The organism is Candidatus Desulforudis audaxviator MP104C (assembly GCF_000018425.1).
Classification (GTDB): domain Bacteria; phylum Bacillota; class Desulfotomaculia; order Desulfotomaculales; family Desulforudaceae; genus Desulforudis; species Desulforudis audaxviator.
Window position 1 is genome coordinate 690,253 of record NC_010424.1, and the last position, 19,569, is coordinate 709,821.

Consider the following 19,569-nt stretch of genomic DNA (forward strand, 5'->3'; position numbering starts at 1 on the left):
GAATTCAGATATGGGGAACAAAGAACCGAAATCAGACTCTTAATTCTCCAGGTGTGGCCTGAAAACCCTTCCTCACCGAAGGTTTTTTTCTTGACACCGGCCCAGTGGTTATATAAAATCGCGCTGTAAAGTAAAACTACTTGATAGAGGCGCAATGTGGACAGATTTGCCTGGATCAACTTGCTCTACGACTTTTACGGGCCGTTGCTCACGGACCGCCAGCGGCAACTGCTGGAGCTGTACTACGAACAGGACTATTCTCTCGGCGAGATCGCCGGGGAACTTTCGGTAACCCGGCAGGCGGTGCACGACACGCTCAAACGCGCCGAGGAGTCGCTGGAATACTTCGAACGCAAACTGAACCTGGCGATGCGGTACCTGAACGACCGAAACCGGATCGGGGAAGCCTTGGCGGTACTAGACGATCTCGCTGGCGGTCGGGAAGAGGCCCTGATCCGCCTGAGACAGCTTCTGCGGGAGATGCGGGAGCCCGGGAAACCGATTTCAGAGAACGGGGTGTTATGATGGCCTTCGCCGGTCTTTCCGAAAGACTACAGGAGACCTTCAAGAAACTCAGGGGCAAAGGCAAGCTCACCGAGGAGGACGTGAATCAGGCGCTGCGGGAGGTCCGGCTGGCCCTCCTGGAGGCCGACGTGAACTTCAAAGTGGTGCGCAATTTCGTCAACGTGGTGCGCCAGCGGGCCACCGGCCAGGACGTGATGGCTAGCCTGACCCCGGCGCAGCAGGTGGTCAAAATTGTGCACGAAGAGTTGACCGCGCTGATGGGAGGCCAGAATGCCCGGCTGGAGCTGGCGCCGAAGCCGCCCACGGTGGTGATGCTGGTCGGCTTGCAGGGTTCAGGCAAGACAACCACCGTCGCCAAGCTGGCCAATCTCCTCAAGAAGCAGGGCCGCCGGCCCTTGCTGGTGGCGGCCGACGTCTACCGGCCGGCCGCGATCAAGCAACTCCAGGTACTAGGCGGGCAGATCGACGTACCGGTGTTCAGCATGGGTGAACAGGACCCGGTCAGTATCGCCGGGGCGGCCCTGGAGAGCACCCGCAAGGGTGGGCAGGATGTGGTGATTATTGACACCGCCGGCCGCCTGCACATCAACGAGGAACTCATGGTTGAACTGGAGCGGATCAAGGCCGGCGTTCAGCCGCACGAGATCCTGCTGGTGGTCGATGCCATGACTGGCCAGGACGCGGTGACGGTAGCCGAATCCTTCCACCAGCGCCTGGTGCTGGACGGGGTGATCCTGACCAAGCTGGACGGCGACACCAGGGGCGGCGCGGCGCTGTCGGTGCGGGCGGTCACCGGGTGCCCGATCAAGTTCGTCGGTATCGGCGAGAAACTGGACGCGCTGGAACCTTTCCACCCGAACCGAATGGCGGATCGGATTCTTGGTATGGGTGACGTCCTGACTCTCATTGAAAAGGCGCAGGCTGCTTTTGACGCCAGTCAGGCGGCCGAGATACGCAAGAAACTCAAGAGCGCCGACTTCAACCTGGATGACTTCGTGGCACAGCTGCGGCAGTTCAAGAAGATGGGCCCGCTCGACCAGATCATGGGGATGATCCCGGGAATGGACCGGATGACGAAGAAAATGAAGGGGGCCATGCAGTTCGATGAAAAAGAACTGGTCGTGGCGGAGGCGATCATCAACTCAATGACTCCCTGGGAGCGGCGCAACCCGGAGCGGATCGACGGCAGCCGGCGGCGCCGTATCGCCCGGGGCAGCGGCACGAACGTACAGGACGTGAACCGGCTCCTCAAGCAATTCGACCAGACCAGGAAGCTGTTCAAACAGTTCAGCGACTGGGAAAAGGGTGCCAAGAAGGGCGGCAAGCGCAAATTCCCCTTTAAGGTGCCAGGCACTTAACTTATTAACTTATTGCGCGGTGGCGGTGGCCGTTGTTGGGGCCAAGGTCTCACAAGTGAAACAGGTCTTAGGCTGAATAAGTTTAAGTTAAGAGTTAAGTGCTGGCACTTGATGAAAGGAGGTGAAACGGTGGCAGTAAAGATCAGACTAAAGCGCATGGGGGCCAAGAGGGACCCCTTCTACCGGATCGTGGTCTCCGATGCCCGTTCGCCCCGGGACGGACGGTTTATCGAGCAAATAGGCTACTACGATCCCCTGGAGGAGCCGGCACGGATTTCGGTGGATGAGGCCAAGGCCCGCGTGTGGCTGCAGCAGGGGGCCCAGATGACCGAGACGGTGAGATCCCTTTTCAAGAAGTCCGGAGTGCTGGAGCGCCTTGGGGCGGAACGAGCCGAGGAAAGGGGTTAACCATGAAAGAACTGGTGGAAATTTTGGCCCGGTCTTTGGTGGATCAGCCCGGGCAGGTTGAGGTGCGGGTCGTGGAAAATGACAAGGTGGTGCTCATCGAACTGCGTGTTGCACCTGAGGATATGGGCAAGGTGATCGGGAAGCAGGGGCGGATCGCCAAGGCGATACGCACTCTGGTGAAAGCGGCGGCGAACAAGCAGCGCAAACGGGTGACCATGGAAATCATCTAGTCGGGGTGAAGCGCGGCCGGAAGACCAGGAGGTGGTCCGGTGCCCAAAAGCATCATTATTACCCGTCCGGTGGTGGTCAAAATCAGGGTCACCGAGCGCTACAAGACGGCCCTGCTCCAGCAGATAGAGTACTCCGTGCGGCGGCTGGACCTGGAACTGCAGCGCCTGGAGCGCCCGGGAGCCCCACAGCTTGCCGATGAGCGCCAAAAAAGGCTCGAGGCGCGGCAGAAGCTGGTTGAGCAGGCGCAGGGCGTGCGCAGGCTGCAACCAGGTGACGAGGTGCTGCACGGGCGCGTCGAAAGTCTGGTCAGGCTGGCGGTTGGTGACGACTGGCAGAGCGTGATGGGGGTTGAAGTGCTTCTGGAAGACGGTCGCGTGGTGGACATCAGGACACCGGCCGGAGGTCCCGACAATGAGTGAGGAATTGATCCTGATCGGCGAGATCGTGAATACCCAGGGGCACCGCGGTGCGGTCCGGGTGCTGCCCCTGACGGACTTTCCCGAACGTTTCCGGCGACTGAAATCCGTTTACTTGGAACAGGGGCCGGTGCGCCGGCTGGTGCACATCGGGCGGGTGTCCTACCACAAGCGGTTTGTGATTCTCGAGTTCCGGGAAATCCCGGATATGAACGCGGCCGAAAAGTTGAAAGGGGCACAGCTCAAGATACACCGCTCGGAACTGGTGCCCTTGCCTGACGGCCACCACTACGTCTTCGATATCGTCGGCAGTTCCGTCTTCGATGCGGAAGGGGAATACCTGGGCGTCGTGGAGGATGTGCTGCGCACCGGGGCCAACGACGTTTACGTGGTAAAGAGCGGTGAGGGGGATTCCCTGCTGGTCCCGGCACTTAAGACCGTGGTGCGGGACATCGACCTGGCCCGGCGGCGCATCACCGTGGTCCTGCCTGAGGGGTTACGGGAATGATTATCAGTATCCTGACGTTGTTCCCCGAGATGTTCGCTGGTCCCTTCGGGAGCAGCATCATCAAGCGGGCGCGGGAACGAGGCCTGGTGGACATTGAGCTGTTTGACATCCGGGACTTCTCGCCGAACCGGCACCGGACGGTCGACGATACACCCTATGGGGGCGGGGGCGGGATGGTCATGCGGCCTGAACCCATCCGGCGGGCGCTCGACCACCTCCTTGAACGGGGGCGGGGAGGGGGCACGGTGGTGCTCCTGTGTCCCCAGGGCCGGCGATTCGACCAGGATTCGGCGCGCGCCCTGGCGGCTGCCGGGAAGCTGGTTCTGATCTGCGGTCACTACGAAGGAGTGGACGAAAGGGTCCGCGAAGACGTGGACCTGGAGATCTCGGTGGGCGATTTCGTGGTCACCGGTGGCGAAATCCCGGCGATGCTGGTGGTGGACGCGGTGTGCCGGTTGGTCCCCGGCGTGCTGGGTGAGCCGGGCGGCGCTGAGGACGACTCCTTCGCCGGCGGGCTTCTGGAATACCCTCAGTACACACGGCCCCGGGACTACCTGGGACGGGATGTGCCGGAGGTCTTGCTGAGCGGGCATCACGGCGAAATCGAACGCTGGCGCCGGCAAGAAGCCCTGCTCCGGACTCTGGTGCGCCGGCCCGACCTGATTGACGCAGCCCGGATGGAGGCGGGGGATCGGGAATTGCTCGCCCAACTGGCCCGGCGCCTGAAGGAGTTGGGCCTGGTTTGACGACGGGCGGGGAGCTCTTGCAATATGTGGGAACCATATGGTAGAATTACGGGTGGCTTAAGGCCATTACGACGCGAGGAGGCAGGTGTTGATGAACCACATCCAGACTTTTGCCGAGGAGCAGTTGAAGCCGGATATCCCGGAATTCCGCCCGGGCGACACCGTCCGGGTTCACGTAAAGGTTGTCGAAGGCGAACGGCAGCGCATCCAGGTTTTTGAAGGAGTCGTGATCAGAAGACGCGGCGGCGGTGTAAGCGAGACATTCACGGTGCGCCGGGTATCGTACGGCGTGGGCGTCGAGCGCACTTTCCCACTCCATTCTCCGCGGGTGGACCGGATCGAGGTGGTCCGGCTGGGCCGCGTCCGGCGGGCCCGGCTGTACTACTTGAGAAAACTCCGTGGGAAGGCGGCCCGCATCCGGGAGAGAAAGACCAAATAGTATAGTATAGAGGGGGGCTGCGAGGCAGTTCCCTCTTTACTTTTGCCACGGAGGGGTTGAGTGTTGGGAACGGGTCGGCGTCGCGGCTTATTTGGAGATTTTGCCGAATCACTCCTGATTGCGGTGATCCTGGCGCTGGTGATACGGTTTTTCATCTTTCAACCGTTTTATATTCCCTCCGGATCGATGGAGCCCACACTGCTGACGGGGGACCGGATCATCGTGTCCAAGTTCGCCTACTACTTCCGTGAACCGGAGCGGGGAGACGTGATCGTGTTCAAGTACCCCCGTGATCCAAAGCGGGTCTTTGTCAAGCGGGTGGTGGCCTTGGGCGGGGAGACGGTGGCGATCAGGGACAGCCGGTTGTACATCGACGGCGTGCCGGTGGTGGAAGAATACCTGCCGCCGGGTGTGTCCTGCCACGATTTCGGTCCCTTGAGGGTGCCGGAGGGGAGTCTCTTCATGCTGGGCGACAACCGCGCCAACAGCGACGACAGCCGGGTCTGGGGATACCTCGACGAAGATCTGGTGATCGGCAAGGCGGTGGCCATTTACTGGCCAGTCGTCCGTCTGGGAGCGGTGCACTGACTGATAGGTGGCAAGCAAGGTATGTCCGTACACTGGTATCCGGGCCACATGGCCAAGACCAAACGTCTGATCCGCGAACAATTGCGGCTGTGTGACCTGGTGTTTGAGTTGGCCGATGCGCGCATTCCGCAAAGCAGCCGAAACCCGGTGTTAAACGAGTTGACTGCTCACAAACCGCGGATTCTCATCCTGACCAAACCCGATCTGGCCGATCCGACCCGTACGGGGGAATGGATCGAGGTATTCGGCACACAGGGTATCCCGGCGCTGAAGTTCAACGCTGTCCGCGGCGGTGAGTCGGGGATCAGGACCGTGATGCGCACGGTCCGGGACCTTCTGAAAAACCCGGCTGGAAACCGGCCTCGGGCCTACCGGGCGGTGACGGTCGGGATACCGAATGTGGGCAAATCCTCATTCATAAACCGGCTGACCGGGCAGCGGGTCGCCCAGACGGGTAAAGCTCCAGGCACTACCCGGGGCAAGCAGTGGATTCGCGTGAACCGCTGGCTGGAGCTTCTGGATACGCCGGGCACGCTCTGGCCGAAATTGGGCAGTCCGGCGGTGGGGTTTAAGTTGGCGGCCACCGGTGCGATCAGGGAAGAAGTCTTCAGCCGTGAGGAGGTAGCCGGCTGGCTGGTATCCTGGTTGATGCACAACTGTCCGCGGGCCCTCCGGCAGCGTTACGGTCTGCCGGCGGTTCCGGGGGACACCGCCGACGTGCTGGAAGTGGTCGGTCGTAAGCGGGGGTTGTTGTTGCCGGGCGGGAAAGTCGACCACGACAGGACGGCCGCCATGGTGCTCAAGGACTATCGGGAAGGCGCTCTCGGCCGTTTTACTCTGGATGTTCCGGGGGAGGGACGGGGTGATGACGAGTAGGGGCGGACGAGGCTTGAGCCTGCGGCAGATTCGGGAGCGCCTGTTCTCGACGGCTGTTCCCGATGCCGAGCTTCTGGAGATGCTCGGCCGGGACGCACGTGCCGGTGCCCGCGAGTTGCAGCGCCAAGTGCTGCGGCGCATTGCCCAGGAGCGGGCGGAAGCCGAGCGCTTGCATTCTCTATACGGCTACGAGCGGGCTCTGGAGGCCGCCGGGTGCGGGCCGGTAGCCGGAACGGACGAGGCCGGGAGGGGACCCTTGGCCGGCCCGGTGGTGGCTGCCGCCGTAGTCTTAAGCCGCGGGGCGGCGATCCCGGAGCTGAAGGACTCCAAACAGTTGACCGGCCCGGCACGGAGCCGGCTGGCGGATGAAATCCGGGCCCGGTGCCATGCCTGGGGGATCGGCGTCGCCGACGTCGGTGAAATCGCCCGGTTGAACATTCTCCGCGCCAGCCTGTTGGCCATGCGGCGGGCGCTGGACGGCCTGGGTTTCATTCCGGGGTGGGTTCTGGTTGACGGTTCCTTCACCGTGCCTCTGTTTCCCGGCCCCCAGACCGCCCTGGTAAAGGGGGATCGGGTCAGCGCCTCCGTGGCAGCGGCATCGATTCTGGCCAAGGTCTACCGGGACGAGTTGATGGAGCGGTTGCACCGCCTGTACCCGGAGTACGGTTTCGACCGGCACAAGGGCTATCCGACCCCCGAACACTACCAGGCGCTTGAGCGCTACGGCCCCTGCCCGCTGCACCGGGTTTCCTTCCTGCACAAAACACAAATCAGCCTGAACCCCACACCCTGACGCCAACGCCGAGGCACAGGTTCGATTCACGGTGCGCGGCTTTTGGTCACCAGGCCGGTTCAACCAGAAAGTCCGGTCCCATTTCCTCGGCCACCTGTAGCAGCCGTTCGTAGTCAGCGGAAGTGAGCAGGAGGTCCTCCTCATTCGCGAAGGCCGGAATGGCCTGGTGGACCGGAAGCACCCGGTAGCGCACCTTGCCGTGCAACAGATAGGTGTGGACCCACACGGGAACCAGTTCCACCTCCTCCAAAACAGTTATGCCGCCGACGAGGTCCTTTTTGATGGTCAGCCGGACCAGCAGGCCGCTGTCACTGTAACGCCAGCGCTGATTGGAGATGAAGTTCCCCAGGGAGTAGGCCGCGAATTTCTTTCTGGGCACCCCCTCCTTAAGTACCGTCCTGGTATGGGTGGGCTGCACCACGTGCGGGTGACTGCCCAGCACGATGTCGACCCCCGAATTGAATAAAAACTCCACGAGACCTCTCTGGTCTTTGGTGGGATAGCGGCTGTACTCGACGCCGAAATGGAGACAGGCGATGATGATATCCGCCTCGGCTTCCTTAAGCCGGGTGATTTCCTCCTGCAAGGCCCCACGGTCGATTATGTTCACCAGGTACGGCTTGTCGGGAGGGATCGGTAGGCCGTTGGTGGATTCGGTGTAGTTCATGATCCCCACCCGAATTCCCCGGAGTTCTTTGATGAAGGGCCGTTCCCGGTCCTCCCGGCTGGCGTAGGTGCCGATATGGTCCAGGCCGGCGGCCTCCAGGTGCCGGATGGTGGCCAGCACTCCTTCCACATCCTGATCCAGGCTGTGGTTGTTAGCCGTCAAGAACATATCCAGCCCCACGTCCCGCATTTCCGGCGCGAGGTCGGCGGGACAGTTGAACCGCGGGTAGCCCGAATAACCCCTATGCGCCCCGGCCAGGCGGGTTTCGAGGTTGGCGATGGAGTAGTCGGCGTCTGCGAACAGGTGCCTGACCGGGCCGAATACTTCGCCGAATTCGAAACGGCCTGTTTCCGGGTTGTGCACCGAATAAATCACCGGCAAGTGCATCAGGAAATCTCCCACCGCGGTGATGGTGATCCGGACCTCCTGAGGCGCAGGCGGAACCGGGGGCCCGTCAACGGTAGGACCGGTGGAATCCAAGCCCGTACAGCCGCCCGGCGGGCAGAGGCAGAAGAAAACCAAGAGCCACCAGATGGTAACGCGGCGCAAGCGGATCATCACCCCGGCTTCCCGTCTACTGGCTGATCACGGTCAGATTACATCATTTTTCCACATGAGCGGGGCGGTTCCTGCCTATTTCGAGCTTGTCGGCCCTTTGCACAATGGTCTTTTCCGGGTTAAGCTGGAGTGAGGGATCTTGTCCGGCACCGGGTCTTACGGGAGGAGGACAAGATTTGGATCGGCAGTTGCTCGGCCGGAAGGCCGAAGCTCTGGCTGTAGCACACCTGAGGAAGCAGGGGCTGCGCATCGAGGAGCGCAATTTCCGCTGCCGCCTAGGGGAAATCGACCTGGTGGCCCGTGACGGGGCTACCCTGGTTTTCGTGGAGGTGCGGTCACGGACTTCGGCGGAGTTCGGCCTCCCCGAGGAGAGTGTCGGCCACCGCAAGCAACAGCGGCTGCGCCGGATTGCGCAGGTTTACCTTCAGGGACGGGGTGAGACCACCATCCGCTTCGACGTTGTATCCGTAAGGTTTGACCGGCAGGGCAACCTGCAGCGGATTGAGCACATTCCCCAAGCCTTTTAGGTTTCCGGCCTCTCACACGAAATACTCGATTTTGGATTCCGGGAACAGCGCCTTGGTTTTTGAAATCAGGGCCTTTTTGGCGGCCTCCATCAACTCCGGCGTGTACACATACTTCCCGTAACCGAATTGACCGAACTTGAAACGACGGTTCTCCCCCAACATGGGTAGCCTGGTCCGGGGGAAAATCTCCCGGATTCGTTTCTCGGCCCGTGCGGTGAACCGGTGCGTGATGAACTCAAAAGACAGGTTGTCCAGCCCGTTGATTCGGGAACGGATCTCTTCCAGCAACTCCTGGTACACCGCGATTCCCCGGGGGTCGCCGTCCAGGATGATGGGGGCGACCATGAAACCCACCGGGTATCCGGCCCGGGCCACCTTGCCGGCGGCCTCCAGGCGCTTGGCGAGGGACGGGGTGCCGTGCTCGTGGGCCCGGATGATCTCCGGAATGTTGACGCTGAAGCGGATGGTGGTGCGGCCGTTGTGTTCCACATCCAGCAGGGTATCGAGGTCGGTGAACTTGGTGACGAACCGGAAACGGCCGTACTCCTGGCCGCCGAAAAACCTTATCGTATCGGCCAGGGCGCGGGTATATCTTTCCACCGGTACCGGGTCGGAAGTGGCTGAACCCTCAAACAGGGTAATCTGGGGCTTGCGTTGATCGATGTACTGACGGGTCCGGCTCAGAATCTCCTCGATGTTCACGTAGGCCCGGACATACGGCCTCGCCGGCAGGCTGGTCATCAGGTAGCAGTACTCACACTTGCCGGGGCAGGAGGTGGTCAGCGGGAGCTGGTAATGGGCGGAAGGCTTGCAGGTTTGAAAATCAAGGGTGCGCCGGACGCCGAACACCAGGGTTTTCTTGGCTTCCGCATAAGCCTCCCGCGGGGTTTTGCCCGGTATAGTCCCGACCCGGTTGTGCGAACCGGTGAACTCCACCTTGAAACCTTCCGCGGAGAACCGCTCGTACAGCGACCGGCCCAGGGGATATTCGAGTGCTTCTCTCTCAAAGATGACCCTGGCGGGGGCGAAAGCCGACATTCGATCACCTCCCGGAGATTCATGTTCTCCGGAGTGAACCATTTCTAGTACCCTTTTGGGCCCATCCGGTACAAGTTCCAAAATAAATTTAGAAACAGTCGTCAATATACTTGTTTTTTTGACTGAGGCGTATTAGATTCTTTCAAAGAAGGTGGCGATTGGAGGTCCTTGTCTTCTTTAGAATTGGCGAGTAAAGTGGGTGATAGCGCGGCAGACTTCAGCGGAACCGATTATCCCGGAATGCGGGACATGTTTTTGGCGCTTGAAAGATATAAATTGTCTAACTATTTAGTTAAGGAGAGCTGAGAAAATGAGGAGCTGGAGTCGAATTTTCCCGGTTTGGATTGTTGCCGTGGCCCTTGCCTTTTTCATCGCCGGTTGTGGGGGCCAGAGCGGGGCTCCCGAGAAAGTGGAGCCGTATAAGATTGGGGCCGTCATTGAGGTCAGCGGCCCGGCCGCTTCGCTCGGGGTGCCGCAGAAAAACACCCTGGAAATGCTGGCCGCCGACCTTAACGCCCGGGGCGGGATCAACGGCCATCCTGTGCAACTGATCATCCTGGACAACAAAACCAACGAGACCGAGGCAGTGCTAGCGGCCAAGCGCCTGATCGACCAGGACAAGGTACTGGTTATTCTGGGCGGCAGCACCAGCGGCACGTCCCTGGCCATGGTGGATACCGTCCAGAAGAGCAGGGTGCCGATGATTTCCCTCGCGGCGTCCGCGAAGATCGTGGAGCCGGTGGCGGACCGCCACTGGGTGTTCAAGACGGCCCAGAGCGACATTTTGGTGGCGAACAAGATCGCCGCTTACCTGAAAAGCAAAGGGATCACCGACGTCGCGTTCATGTCCATGAACAATGCCTTCGGTGACAGCGGCCGGGGGAGCTTCATGACCGCGGCGGCCGCCCACGGCCTGAAGGTAGTGGTGGACGAAAGGTTCGAAGTAGACGACAAGGACATGACCATGCAGTTGACCAAGGTCAAGGGTTCATCCGCTCAGGCGCTGGTCGTGTGGGCCATCCCTCCTTCGGCTTCAATAGTAACCAAGAACTTTCGGGATCTGAAGATGGCTATCCCTCTGATTCACACGCATGGGGTGGGCAATCAGACCTTTCTTGACCTGGCCGGGGGAGCCGCGGATGGGATCATCGCCCCGATGGGCAAGCTCCTGGTTGCGGAACAGCTTCCCGACACGGATCCCCAGAAAGCGTTGCTGCTTGAGTACCTGCAGGCTTACCAGGCGAAATACGGGGAGCGGCCGAGCACCTTCGGCGGGCACGGTTGGGACGCCTTCCAACTTGCCGTCAAGGCCATTGAGACGGCCGGCGCCGACCGGGCCGCCATTCGTGACGCGCTTGAAAACATCACCGGGTTCGTGGGTATCAGCGGGGTCTTCAACATGTCGGCGCAAGATCATAACGGCCTGGGAGAAGACTCAATGGTACTGGTCGAAGTAACAGACGGGAAATGGTCGCTGTTGAATCCGTAATTACTGATGCTGGAGAGGATCTGCCGACGTGAGCCTTGAGAGTCAAATGCTCCAGTACCTGATTTCCGGCCTGACTCTGGGCAGCATATACGCTTTGATCGCCATCGGTCTGGTGGTGACCTTCAACATCACCGGGATTTTCAATCTGGCGCTGGGCGAGTTCGTAACCCTGGGCGCCCTGGTTTCCATCGCGTTGTATGCCGCCGGGTTGCCGCTTGTCGCCGCTTTTGCGCTGGCGGTGCTGTTCGCGGCGGCCCTGGGCGCTCTAATGGAGCGCGCGGCCATTCATCCGGCGCGGAAAGCCGACGCCACCATCCTGACACTGGTGATCATCACCATCGGCGTGGGTATCGCCATCCGGGGTGCGTCCCTGCTCATCTGGGGGACGCACCCGTACACTTTGCCCGCCTTTTCCCAGCATGCTCCTTTCACGGTCGGGGGGGCCGTCGTGATTCCCCAGAGCTTCTGGGTCTTGGGGCTGGCCGTCGTCTGCGTGGCGGCTTTATTTGCGTTCTTTGAGTTCACCTACCTCGGCAAGGCCGTCCGGGCCTGCGTGATGAACCGGACGGCCGCCCGCCTGGTGGGCATCAACCCGCAACGGCTGTCCCTCGCCGCCTTCGCCGCCACCGGAGCCTTGGGGGCGCTTGCGGGCATCTTCATTACGCCCATCACCTTTGCCACCTACGACATGGGCTTTATGCTGGGCTTGAAGGGTTTTGTGGCCGCCATCCTCGGCGGAGTAACCAACGTCCCTGGGGCCATCATCGGCGGGTTTCTGCTGGGCATTCTGGAGGCTTTCGGGGTGGGATTGGTCGGTTCGGGACTCAAAGACGCAGTGGCCATGATCGTGATGATCGCGGTCATGCTGGTGCGCCCCACGGGCATCCTTGGGGCTTTCCGGCGCGAAGGATAATGTTTTTCCGGGTGAGAAAATGAACTACTGGGCAAAGAACAAAAACATCATTTTAGTACTTCTGGTCGTCACTTTATTCGCTCTCTTCCCGCTGGTGGTCAAGAGTAGCTATTTTCTGGGGATTTTTGTGATTGCGGGGCTTTACTCCATTGTGGCGGTGGGCTTGGGCTTGCTCTTGGGCTACGCCGGCCAGGTGTCTTTCGGCCAGGCGGCCTTCTACGGCCTGGGCGCCTACACGGCCGCCATTCTTTCCGGAACCTACGGCTGGCCGCCGTTGTTGGCGCTTGCCGCGGCGCCGTTCCTCCCGGCGGTGGTGGCGGCGGTAATCGGCCGGCCGATCTTGAGGCTCAGGGAGCATTACCTGGTGCTGGGGACACTTGGCTTCGGTATCCTGGTTTATATCCTGCTGAAAGAATTCGTGGGCTTAACGGGCGGACCCTCCGGCTATACTGGAATTCCGTACCTCAGCATCGGGGGACTGGTGCTGAACACCGATGTCCAGTTCTTCTACCTGGTCTGGTTTTTCGCTTTCCTTACCCTGGTGGGCGCCTGGAACCTGGTAAACAGCAGAATCGGGCGGGCTTTGCGGGCGATTCACGGCAGCGAAGTGGCCGCCGAGGCGGCGGGGATCGACACCGCGCGTTTGAAGCTGAAGGTCTTCATCCTGAGCGCCTTCCTCGCCGGCCTGGCCGGCGGCCTTTATGCCTTTTACATCACATTCGTCAGCCCATCGCCGTTCGGCTTCCACGCCTCCATCCAGTTTGTGCTGATGGCCGTCGTGGGGGGCGCGGCCACCGTTTGGGGACCGGTGGTCGGCGCGTTTGTCATTGTCGGCCTGATTGAATTCCTGCGCTGGGCGGTGCCGGTAGTGCTCCCCAAGGCCGGCGGAGAGTTTGAGATCATATTCTTCGGAATCATACTGGTCCTGGTCCTTCTTTTCCGTCCCGAGGGGATCTTGAGCCACAAACGCCGCAGACGGTTGGAGCCGGAGGCGGGTAAGGAGGCGGCCGAAACGTGCTCGACGTAAAGAACCTGACCAAAACTTTCGGGGGTCTGGTGGCCGTCAACCGGGCGAGTTTTTCGGTCAATCCCGGGGAGATCCTGGCCGTCATCGGCCCCAACGGCGCCGGAAAAACCACGATTTTCAACCTGATTACGGGCTTGCTCACCCCGGACGAAGGCGAAATCAGTTTTCAGGGTCACCCACTTATCGGACTGAAGCCTCACCAGATTGCCAGGCTTGGGATTTCCCGGACTTTTCAGAACCTGGAGTTGTTCCGGGCCATGACTGTGGCCGAAAACGTAATGGTTGGGGCTTACACGAAAGGAAAGACCGGTTTCGTCCGGGCCATTCTCCGCCGTCCCGGAACGACCGCCGGAGACCGGAAGCGATACGGCGAGGCCCTGGACTTGCTGCGCGCCGTCAACCTGGCCGACTACGCCGATGAACCCGCGGAAAGCCTCCCCTTCGGTCTGCAGCGGCTCCTGGAGATCGCCCGCGCCCTAGCCGCCGGGCCGAAGCTGGTGCTCCTGGACGAGCCCGCCGCGGGCTTAAACGCCGGCGAATCACAGGCCCTGGTCGATTTCCTGCGCGGACTGCGGGAGCAGAACCTGACCTTTGTGCTGGTGGAGCACGACATGACTACGGTGATGGACGTGGCCGACCGGATTGTGGTTCTAAATTTCGGCTCGGTGATCGCGGCGGGCACACCGGCGGAAATCAGGTCCAACCCCGAGGTCATCCGGGCCTATCTGGGAGAGGATGAAACTTGATGCTGGCGGTGAAGGACCTCACCGTATCCCGGGGCCATATCCGGGTATTGAACGGCTTGACTTTTTCGGTGTCCGCCGGTGAAATCGTGGCCGTGTTGGGGGCGAACGGCGCTGGTAAGAGCACCCTGGTCGGGACACTGGCCGGACTCTACCCACCTTCCGCAGGGGAAATCATCTTTCAGAACCAGACCCTTACCGGCCGGTCGCCGGAAGCCGTGGTGCACGCCGGCATCAGCTTGGTGCCCGAACATCGCCAGCTCTTCGGGGGCTTAAGTGTCCGGGACAACCTGATCTTGGGGGCCTACCACCGGTACCGCGCGGCAAAAAAGGAACTACCGCAACTTCTGGAGGATGTGTATCGCTTATTTCCGGCGTTGCGCGAAAAACAACACAAGCCCGCCCAGACCTTGAGCGGCGGTTTGCAGCAGATGCTGGCCATCGGCCGGGGGCTGATGGCGGCCCCACGCCTTCTTTTGTTGGACGAACCGTCCGTGGGCCTCGCCCCGCTGGTGGTACGTGAGATAATGACGACTTTGTCTGAACTGCGCGCCAAGGGCCAGACCATCATCCTGGTGGAGCAGAACGCCCGCGCCGCTCTCAGAATCGCCGACCGGGCCTGGGTTCTGGAACGAGGCCGGATCGCCCTGTCCGACACCGCCGAAAAACTCCGCGAAGACGCTCGCATCCAGTCCGCATATCTGGGCCGGCGCCCGTGAACCCGCAACTTGATCAGTCCACGGCGCCGGTTTACACCGTCGCACAAAGTAGTTGATGCATGCTTCCGGGCACAGTTCCACGTCCTGGCGATATGGTTTGCCTTTGTCTTGTTCCCAACCCCGGGAGTTACACGTATTTCCAATAGTTGAGCTGCGTGTGTTGATGCTGAACCGAATGATGGTGCAGCGGTTATGGTTATTATTGCCGTTAAGAGTCGCGGATTGTCATTGCAGGATTGTCAGCTGGAATTATCCAAGACTTCTCGTAACTTGAAGGAATTACTTCAACCGCGAAGAAAGAAACAACGCGTAGTTCTATGTAGGATGAACAATGTATTAGGCGTAGAGAGTGACTCCATGCCGACAGTGTTTTGTTCTGCACTGGTGAATGTCACATGAACACGAATCGTGAACTGCTTTGGCGTGTATACTCACAGGTTTACGATATTGTTATGGCCAGCTTCCTACCCTACCAGATACTTACCGAAAGAGTTGCGGCAAGTCTCAGTCCTTCTCCAGGATCCCGCATTCTCGATGCCGGTTGTGGGACAGGCCATCTATTGCACTATCTGCTTCGTTGGCGTTCAGATCTGGAAGCGGTGGGGATTGACTTCTCTACGGCTATGCTGAACCGGGCCAGGGCGAAGTCAAAAGACTCTAGGAGAATTACTTGGCGTAAGGTCAACCTCAACTACCCACTGCCGTTTTCCGATGGGGAATTCGATGCAATCGCCTGTGTCAATGTACTTTACGCGGTGGATGAGCCGTTGTTTCTGTTGCAGGAACTAAGGAGGGTGCTCAGGGAAGGTGGCCGACTGGTCCTTGTGACACCAATTTACAGGCCCAAGATGGGTTCTATCTTCGGCGAACATGTACAGCAGTTGAAAGAGAGGAACCCAAAAGCCTGGCCCGTGATTCTGCTTGGTCAAATAATCAGGCTTGCGCCATCACTTGTTGTCTTCGTAGCCGCAAACCGTTCCATTCAGAAAGACCGTTCCTTCCATTTTTTCAAAGAAGACCAATTGTACAGGATGTTGCTTGAATCAGGCTTTCGGACTAGTCCCTTGGAAAGGGTGTATGGTGACCAAGCCTGGCTTGCGGTGGGCGAAAAAGGGACAAAACCCATCCTCTGATTGGATCAGTGCCAGCGGGAGGTGTTTCAGCGTGACCGAAGCGGTTATTACCGGCTTGGGGCCCATAGCCCCCAATGGTTTCGGAAAGAGTCATTTCTGGGAAGCTCTTAAAATGGGAAGGTCAGGTATTAGGCGTGTTTTTGGCGATAACGGTACAGCCGCTCAAATCGCCGGTCGAGTTCCACGGGAATGGCTGGATACTGTCCTCAACGGCGATTCGTCGAATGAGACGGCCTGGCCCACGGTAATGATCATGGCTGCTGCGCGCCTTGCTCTGGAGGACGCGGGACTTAGTCAAAAAGAGTTTGCGTCGTGCAACTCGGCAATTGTGGTTGGTGTGAGCTTGATTGACATGGAGATGACTGAAAAAGAGTTTTACTCCTTCAAGGAGTATGGTGTACTCAGTCCATTCGCACTCGCCTCAGCCAACCCGCACGCGCCGGCCAGCCATATTGCTCGTGAGTTGCATTGTAGCGGAAAAGTGATCACCTATGCGGGCACTTGTTCTTCCGGGCTTCTTAGCATTTCTTCCGGAGCCGAAATGATTTTGCGGGGTGAAGCGGATGTATTACTGGCAGGAGGTGGTGACTCATGCATCACCCCATTCGTAGTCAGTAGCTTCACAGCTGCCGGACTCCACCCTCCTAGATTCGGCGACGATCCAACGGTGGAATGCAGGCCATTCGACGCAAGGCGTGAAGGGGGCGTGCTTTCTGAAGGTGCCGGAATTGTGGTATTGGAAAGTATTGAGCATGCCCGTCGGCGGGGGGCACACATCTACGCCCGGGTAACGGGTTGGGGTATGGCCAATGCCACATTGCCCATGTCCACCAGGGATGCCTTTGCTTCGGCGATGGAGCAGGCACTGGCAAAGGCGGGTATCGAGCCGGGTATGGTTGACTATGTCTCTGCCCACGCTCCGGGAATAAAGCTGTCGGACAGATTAGAAGTGGCTGCAATCAAACGTGTGTTCGGATCCCACGCCTATAATCTTTCGGTTAGCTCCATCAAGTCAATGATCGGTAATCCTTTGGCCGCATCTGGTCCCTTGCAGGTTATTGCCGTGGCCCAGGCTATGGAACACAGTTTCATACCCCCGACTATCAACTATCAGTATTCTGATGCAGGCTGTGATCTAGACTTTGTACCCAATTTCGGTCGGGTGGCCAGGGTGGCTACAGCGGTAATTAACTCGTCCGGCATCGGGGGTTGTATCGCCTCCTTGATTCTGGCCAAGCCCCAGACCACATTGAGGTAGTATTCTTATGGAATCTCCTAACATATTGAACTTGACGACGATAGCCCTCGGCCTCACTGCGGTGTCCTTTGTTGTGTTAGGCATTATTGTCTTCAGGAGAGAACCACGAGCATTGCTGCATCGTGTTTTTTTTAGCACGACGATTGGTGCTTCGCTATGGGTTATTGCCGTTCTGGTTGTCACCGTAGTGAATGAATATCACGCCTTATTATTCTGGATAAGGCTGTCCCACGCCTTGGCCTCACTTTTCCCTTGTTTCGTTGTTGCACTGATATACACTTTTGAATCTGATAGACATTATCCAAAGGCTAAAGTTGCTGGGGTTTTTGCCTTAGGCTTGGTTCTCGGTGTATTGAGTATGACAAATGCGATCATCAGCGATGTAGCACCCCCCCTGGAAGAAAAGAACGTTGTGTACGGCGCTCTTTTTGTTGTCTATCCCTTGTTTTTTGCCGGTGGTATCATTTTCGCGCTACACAAGGTGATCCGCTTACTACGAAGAGTGCGCGGGCTGGCTCGGCTGCAATTGCGCTACTTCATCGGAGGCATTCTGGCCTCTTTTGTCGCTGGCAGTTTGGCAAACATTTTCCTCCCTCTAATGGGGAAGGCAAGCGTAGACGTACGGAACCTAGGACCCCTATCCATTATGATCGCCATATCTACGATCACTTACGCGATCCTGCGCTACCGCCTGATGGACATTCGCCTGGCTTTCGGCACGGTTCTTACCTATGGTTTTGCCATCGTCATCCTGTGCGTCGTGACGGCCTTGCCGGTTTATGTGCTGCAGACCTTTTTCGGTGTCCGGATGGAGGCTTTGTTTTACTACTATTATTTGGTACTTGTTGTAGGTATGGTGGTCCTTCTGTTCAGACCGTTGAGAAACGGATTGGAATCCTTAGTCCACCGCTATTACTATCGTGGAGCCTACGACTACTTCAACACCTTACTCACCGCCGGCAAAACGACCGTTACCATTCTTGACCGGGACAGGCTTCTTAAGTTCCTGATTGACAAGTGGATAGACACCATCGGCGTCACCGGCGTAATCTTCTTCCTCAGGGGTCCCGACGGTTGCTTCAGTCCGGTGGCCGAAAGGCACCTGCCGGCTCACGTCCCTGAAGACGATAGCGAGGCTCGTACGCGGGCAGAAGTGGAACACGAGGTCGAAGAGGGCCGCGCCCCTGAAGACAACGGTGAGGTCCGCACACCGGGCCGGGCGCTTATGTCCCACCTGGAAGAGCGCAGTGATGTGCTTCTGTTTACCGACCTGAGGGGTTTTGTCCCACAGGAGAAAGGGCGGTTGCTTGCTAAGCAGATGGCCGCTCTGCGGGCCGAGGCCGCGGTCCCAGTGGTTGTGGACGGGCGGTTGGAGGGTGTGTTTTTTCTTGGGTCAAAGCTCTCGGGTGAACCCTATTCGCGGGAAGACGTAAAACTGCTTTCCACTTTGGTGTCCCAAGTTACTGTTTCTCTGAAAAACGCGCAGCTCTACCAGGAAGTGCTGGTGATGAAGCGGTACCTGGAAAATGTGTTGGAGAACATGGGCAACGGCCTGATTGCGGTTGACCCGTCGGGGATAATCACTACCTTCAACAGCGCCGCTGAAAGGCTGACCGGTCTGGCCGCCGGAAAGGTGCTGGGAAAGAAGGCGAGAGAAGTCCTGGACCCGGCGATCAGCGGGCTGATGCTGCAGACGATGGAGACGGCCGAAGCGAAGGGTGAAGTGGAATTGGAGATCCACGCCAATGAGGTGATCCGCTACGTATCCTGCAACACGGCGGTACTGGAGACGCCGGAAAGTGGACGGCGGGGTGCGATTCTGGTGATGAGCGACGTAACACAGATCAAGGAATTGGAGCGCGAAAAAAGCCAGATTCAGCGGCTCGCCTCCTTGGGTCAAGTTGCGGCCGGCATGGCTCACGAGATTAAAAACCCCCTTGTTTCGATCAAGACGTTTGCAGAACTTTTGCCGGAGAAATATGAAAACCCGGAGTTCCGCATTAATTTCTCTCGGATCGTCAGCCAAGAAATCGAACGTATCAACAACCTAGTGACGGAACTCCTTGGTTTTGCCCGCCCTTCCCGGCTTCACTGCGAAGAGGTCAACGCCGGTGCCCTTATGGACGAAGTGCTGCTTCTGTTGTCTCCCCAGCTCGACAGCCAAAATATTCGGGTGCACAGACAATATGACCCAAAGGTTCGTCCCCTATGGGCGGACAAAAACCAACTAAAGCAGGCGTTTTTCAACGTTTGTCTGAACGGTATTCAGGCCATGTCCGCCGGAGGGGAGCTAAGAGTATCCATCCTTGCCGAATCCGGTGGGAATCAATCAGACAAAGGCTCCGCTCCGACGGGAGGAAAGGTGAAGATTGTTGTCGAAGATACAGGGGTGGGCATTTCTGCCAAGGAAAAGGACAGGGTCTTCGACCCGTTTTTCACCACCAAGCCCGAGGGTGTGGGCATCGGGTTGAGCATCAGTCACAAGATTGTAGTCGATCATGGGGGGACCATCCAGATCAGAAGCAGGCAAGGAGAAGGCGCGACCTTTGAAATTTGCCTTCCGGTTGCTAGCTAAGCGGGCTTTTGCCTAAGAATGAAGATACAACGGT

The 19,569-nt window shown here is 58.9% G+C and carries 22 protein-coding genes; 20 read left to right on the forward strand and 2 right to left on the reverse strand.

The window, feature by feature from the left end:
- The first annotated feature begins 156 nt into the window (after positions 1–156).
- The 11 genes from ylxM to DAUD_RS03360 all read left to right on the forward strand — a co-directional run bounded on the left by ylxM (position 157) and on the right by DAUD_RS03360 (position 6,888).
- The gene (ylxM, locus tag DAUD_RS03310) at positions 157–525 is read left to right on the forward strand and encodes a YlxM family DNA-binding protein (RefSeq protein ID WP_012301776.1); all 369 of its coding nucleotides are present in this window, start codon (positions 157–159) and stop codon (positions 523–525) included.
- Complete coding sequence (ffh, locus tag DAUD_RS03315; protein WP_012301777.1) at positions 525–1,883, forward strand: signal recognition particle protein; 1,359 nt, start codon at positions 525–527, stop codon at positions 1,881–1,883. Before ylxM ends, ffh begins: the two co-directional genes overlap by 1 nt.
- A gap of 129 nt (positions 1,884–2,012) precedes the next feature.
- Entirely contained in the window at positions 2,013–2,291 is a 279-nt protein-coding gene (gene rpsP, locus DAUD_RS03320; RefSeq protein ID WP_012301778.1) for a 30S ribosomal protein S16, read from the forward strand.
- 2 nt (positions 2,292–2,293) lie between these two features.
- Positions 2,294–2,521 (forward strand): KH domain-containing protein, encoded by a 228-nt coding sequence (locus DAUD_RS03325; protein ID WP_012301779.1) that lies wholly within the window; start codon positions 2,294–2,296, stop codon positions 2,519–2,521.
- Between the two features lie 39 nt (positions 2,522–2,560).
- Complete coding sequence (locus DAUD_RS03330) at positions 2,561–2,941, forward strand: YlqD family protein (RefSeq protein WP_012301780.1); 381 nt, start codon at positions 2,561–2,563, stop codon at positions 2,939–2,941.
- Positions 2,934–3,446: a ribosome maturation factor RimM gene (gene rimM, locus DAUD_RS03335; protein WP_012301781.1), complete on the forward strand. Its 513-nt coding sequence runs from the start codon at positions 2,934–2,936 to the stop codon at positions 3,444–3,446. The genes DAUD_RS03330 and rimM overlap by 8 nt, the downstream gene beginning before the upstream one ends.
- On the forward strand, positions 3,443–4,192 hold the full coding sequence (gene trmD / locus DAUD_RS03340) for a tRNA (guanosine(37)-N1)-methyltransferase TrmD (RefSeq protein WP_012301782.1): 750 nt from the start codon (positions 3,443–3,445) through the stop codon (positions 4,190–4,192). Before rimM ends, trmD begins: the two co-directional genes overlap by 4 nt.
- Positions 4,193–4,283: 91 nt before the next feature.
- Positions 4,284–4,631, forward strand: a complete 348-nt coding sequence (gene rplS / locus DAUD_RS03345) for a 50S ribosomal protein L19 (RefSeq protein WP_012301783.1) — start codon at positions 4,284–4,286, stop codon at positions 4,629–4,631.
- A gap of 60 nt (positions 4,632–4,691) precedes the next feature.
- Positions 4,692–5,219: a signal peptidase I gene (gene lepB / locus DAUD_RS03350; RefSeq protein WP_166485086.1), complete on the forward strand. Its 528-nt coding sequence runs from the start codon at positions 4,692–4,694 to the stop codon at positions 5,217–5,219.
- 21 nt (positions 5,220–5,240) lie between these two features.
- Positions 5,241–6,095 carry a ribosome biogenesis GTPase YlqF gene (gene ylqF / locus DAUD_RS03355; RefSeq protein ID WP_012301785.1) on the forward strand — a complete coding sequence of 285 codons (855 nt, stop codon included), beginning with the start codon at positions 5,241–5,243 and terminating at the stop codon, positions 6,093–6,095.
- Positions 6,085–6,888 carry a ribonuclease HII gene (locus DAUD_RS03360; protein ID WP_012301786.1) on the forward strand — a complete coding sequence of 268 codons (804 nt, stop codon included), beginning with the start codon at positions 6,085–6,087 and terminating at the stop codon, positions 6,886–6,888. Before ylqF ends, DAUD_RS03360 begins: the two co-directional genes overlap by 11 nt.
- Before the next feature lie 46 nt (positions 6,889–6,934).
- Here the strand turns inward: DAUD_RS03360 and DAUD_RS03365 are convergent, their stop codons facing one another.
- Positions 6,935–8,113 (reverse strand): CapA family protein, encoded by a 1,179-nt coding sequence (locus DAUD_RS03365; protein WP_012301787.1) that lies wholly within the window; start codon positions 8,111–8,113, stop codon positions 6,935–6,937.
- Between the two features lie 176 nt (positions 8,114–8,289).
- On the opposite strand from DAUD_RS03365, the gene DAUD_RS03370 reads away from it, so the two are divergent.
- Entirely contained in the window at positions 8,290–8,640 is a 351-nt protein-coding gene (locus DAUD_RS03370; protein WP_012301788.1) for a YraN family protein, read from the forward strand.
- A 12-nt stretch (positions 8,641–8,652) separates the two neighbouring features.
- Here DAUD_RS03370 and splB read toward each other — a convergent pair whose 3' ends face one another.
- On the reverse strand, positions 8,653–9,678 hold the full coding sequence (gene splB / locus DAUD_RS03375; protein WP_012301789.1) for a spore photoproduct lyase: 1,026 nt from the start codon (positions 9,676–9,678) through the stop codon (positions 8,653–8,655).
- A gap of 310 nt (positions 9,679–9,988) precedes the next feature.
- Between splB and DAUD_RS03380 the strand changes: the two genes are divergently transcribed.
- The 8 genes from DAUD_RS03380 (at position 9,989) to DAUD_RS03415 (ending at position 19,535) form a co-directional block, all read left to right on the forward strand.
- Positions 9,989–11,167 (forward strand): ABC transporter substrate-binding protein, encoded by a 1,179-nt coding sequence (locus tag DAUD_RS03380; RefSeq protein WP_012301790.1) that lies wholly within the window; start codon positions 9,989–9,991, stop codon positions 11,165–11,167.
- Positions 11,168–11,195: 28 nt separating this feature from the next.
- Positions 11,196–12,080 (forward strand): branched-chain amino acid ABC transporter permease, encoded by an 885-nt coding sequence (locus DAUD_RS03385; RefSeq protein WP_012301791.1) that lies wholly within the window; start codon positions 11,196–11,198, stop codon positions 12,078–12,080.
- Positions 12,081–12,099: 19 nt separating this feature from the next.
- Positions 12,100–13,107 carry a branched-chain amino acid ABC transporter permease gene (locus tag DAUD_RS03390; protein ID WP_012301792.1) on the forward strand — a complete coding sequence of 336 codons (1,008 nt, stop codon included), beginning with the start codon at positions 12,100–12,102 and terminating at the stop codon, positions 13,105–13,107.
- Complete coding sequence (locus DAUD_RS03395; RefSeq protein WP_012301793.1) at positions 13,095–13,853, forward strand: ABC transporter ATP-binding protein; 759 nt, start codon at positions 13,095–13,097, stop codon at positions 13,851–13,853. Before DAUD_RS03390 ends, DAUD_RS03395 begins: the two co-directional genes overlap by 13 nt.
- Positions 13,853–14,569, forward strand: a complete 717-nt coding sequence (locus DAUD_RS03400; RefSeq protein WP_041570775.1) for an ABC transporter ATP-binding protein — start codon at positions 13,853–13,855, stop codon at positions 14,567–14,569. The genes DAUD_RS03395 and DAUD_RS03400 overlap by 1 nt, the downstream gene beginning before the upstream one ends.
- Positions 14,570–14,964: 395 nt before the next feature.
- On the forward strand, positions 14,965–15,702 hold the full coding sequence (locus DAUD_RS11465; protein WP_083756576.1) for a class I SAM-dependent methyltransferase: 738 nt from the start codon (positions 14,965–14,967) through the stop codon (positions 15,700–15,702).
- Positions 15,703–15,733: 31 nt separating this feature from the next.
- On the forward strand, positions 15,734–16,960 hold the full coding sequence (locus DAUD_RS03410) for a beta-ketoacyl-[acyl-carrier-protein] synthase family protein (RefSeq protein WP_041570776.1): 1,227 nt from the start codon (positions 15,734–15,736) through the stop codon (positions 16,958–16,960).
- Between the two features lie 7 nt (positions 16,961–16,967).
- Positions 16,968–19,535, forward strand: coding sequence for an ATP-binding protein (locus DAUD_RS03415; protein ID WP_012301797.1), 2,568 nt, complete (start codon positions 16,968–16,970; stop codon positions 19,533–19,535).
- Positions 19,536–19,569 lie beyond the last annotated feature (34 nt).

What these genes read in the sequence shown, in the direction of transcription:
- DAUD_RS03415 (WP_012301797.1), top strand. Translation starts at nt 16,968, where the DNA reads ATGGAATCTCCTAACATATTGAACTTGACGACGATAGCCCTCGGCCTC.
- ylqF (WP_012301785.1), top strand. Translation starts at nt 5,241, where the DNA reads ATGTCCGTACACTGGTATCCGGGCCACATGGCCAAGACCAAACGTCTG.
- rplS (WP_012301783.1), top strand. Translation starts at nt 4,284, where the DNA reads ATGAACCACATCCAGACTTTTGCCGAGGAGCAGTTGAAGCCGGATATC.
- DAUD_RS03365 (WP_012301787.1), bottom strand. Translation starts at nt 8,113, where the DNA reads ATGATCCGCTTGCGCCGCGTTACCATCTGGTGGCTCTTGGTTTTCTTC.
- trmD (WP_012301782.1), top strand. Translation starts at nt 3,443, where the DNA reads ATGATTATCAGTATCCTGACGTTGTTCCCCGAGATGTTCGCTGGTCCC.
- ffh (WP_012301777.1), top strand. Translation starts at nt 525, where the DNA reads ATGGCCTTCGCCGGTCTTTCCGAAAGACTACAGGAGACCTTCAAGAAA.
- DAUD_RS03360 (WP_012301786.1), top strand. Translation starts at nt 6,085, where the DNA reads ATGACGAGTAGGGGCGGACGAGGCTTGAGCCTGCGGCAGATTCGGGAG.
- DAUD_RS03325 (WP_012301779.1), top strand. Translation starts at nt 2,294, where the DNA reads ATGAAAGAACTGGTGGAAATTTTGGCCCGGTCTTTGGTGGATCAGCCC.
- splB (WP_012301789.1), bottom strand. Translation starts at nt 9,678, where the DNA reads ATGTCGGCTTTCGCCCCCGCCAGGGTCATCTTTGAGAGAGAAGCACTC.
- DAUD_RS03400 (WP_041570775.1), top strand. Translation starts at nt 13,853, where the DNA reads ATGCTGGCGGTGAAGGACCTCACCGTATCCCGGGGCCATATCCGGGTA.
- DAUD_RS03390 (WP_012301792.1), top strand. Translation starts at nt 12,100, where the DNA reads ATGAACTACTGGGCAAAGAACAAAAACATCATTTTAGTACTTCTGGTC.
- DAUD_RS03380 (WP_012301790.1), top strand. Translation starts at nt 9,989, where the DNA reads ATGAGGAGCTGGAGTCGAATTTTCCCGGTTTGGATTGTTGCCGTGGCC.
- rimM (WP_012301781.1), top strand. Translation starts at nt 2,934, where the DNA reads ATGAGTGAGGAATTGATCCTGATCGGCGAGATCGTGAATACCCAGGGG.
- DAUD_RS11465 (WP_083756576.1), top strand. Translation starts at nt 14,965, where the DNA reads ATGAACACGAATCGTGAACTGCTTTGGCGTGTATACTCACAGGTTTAC.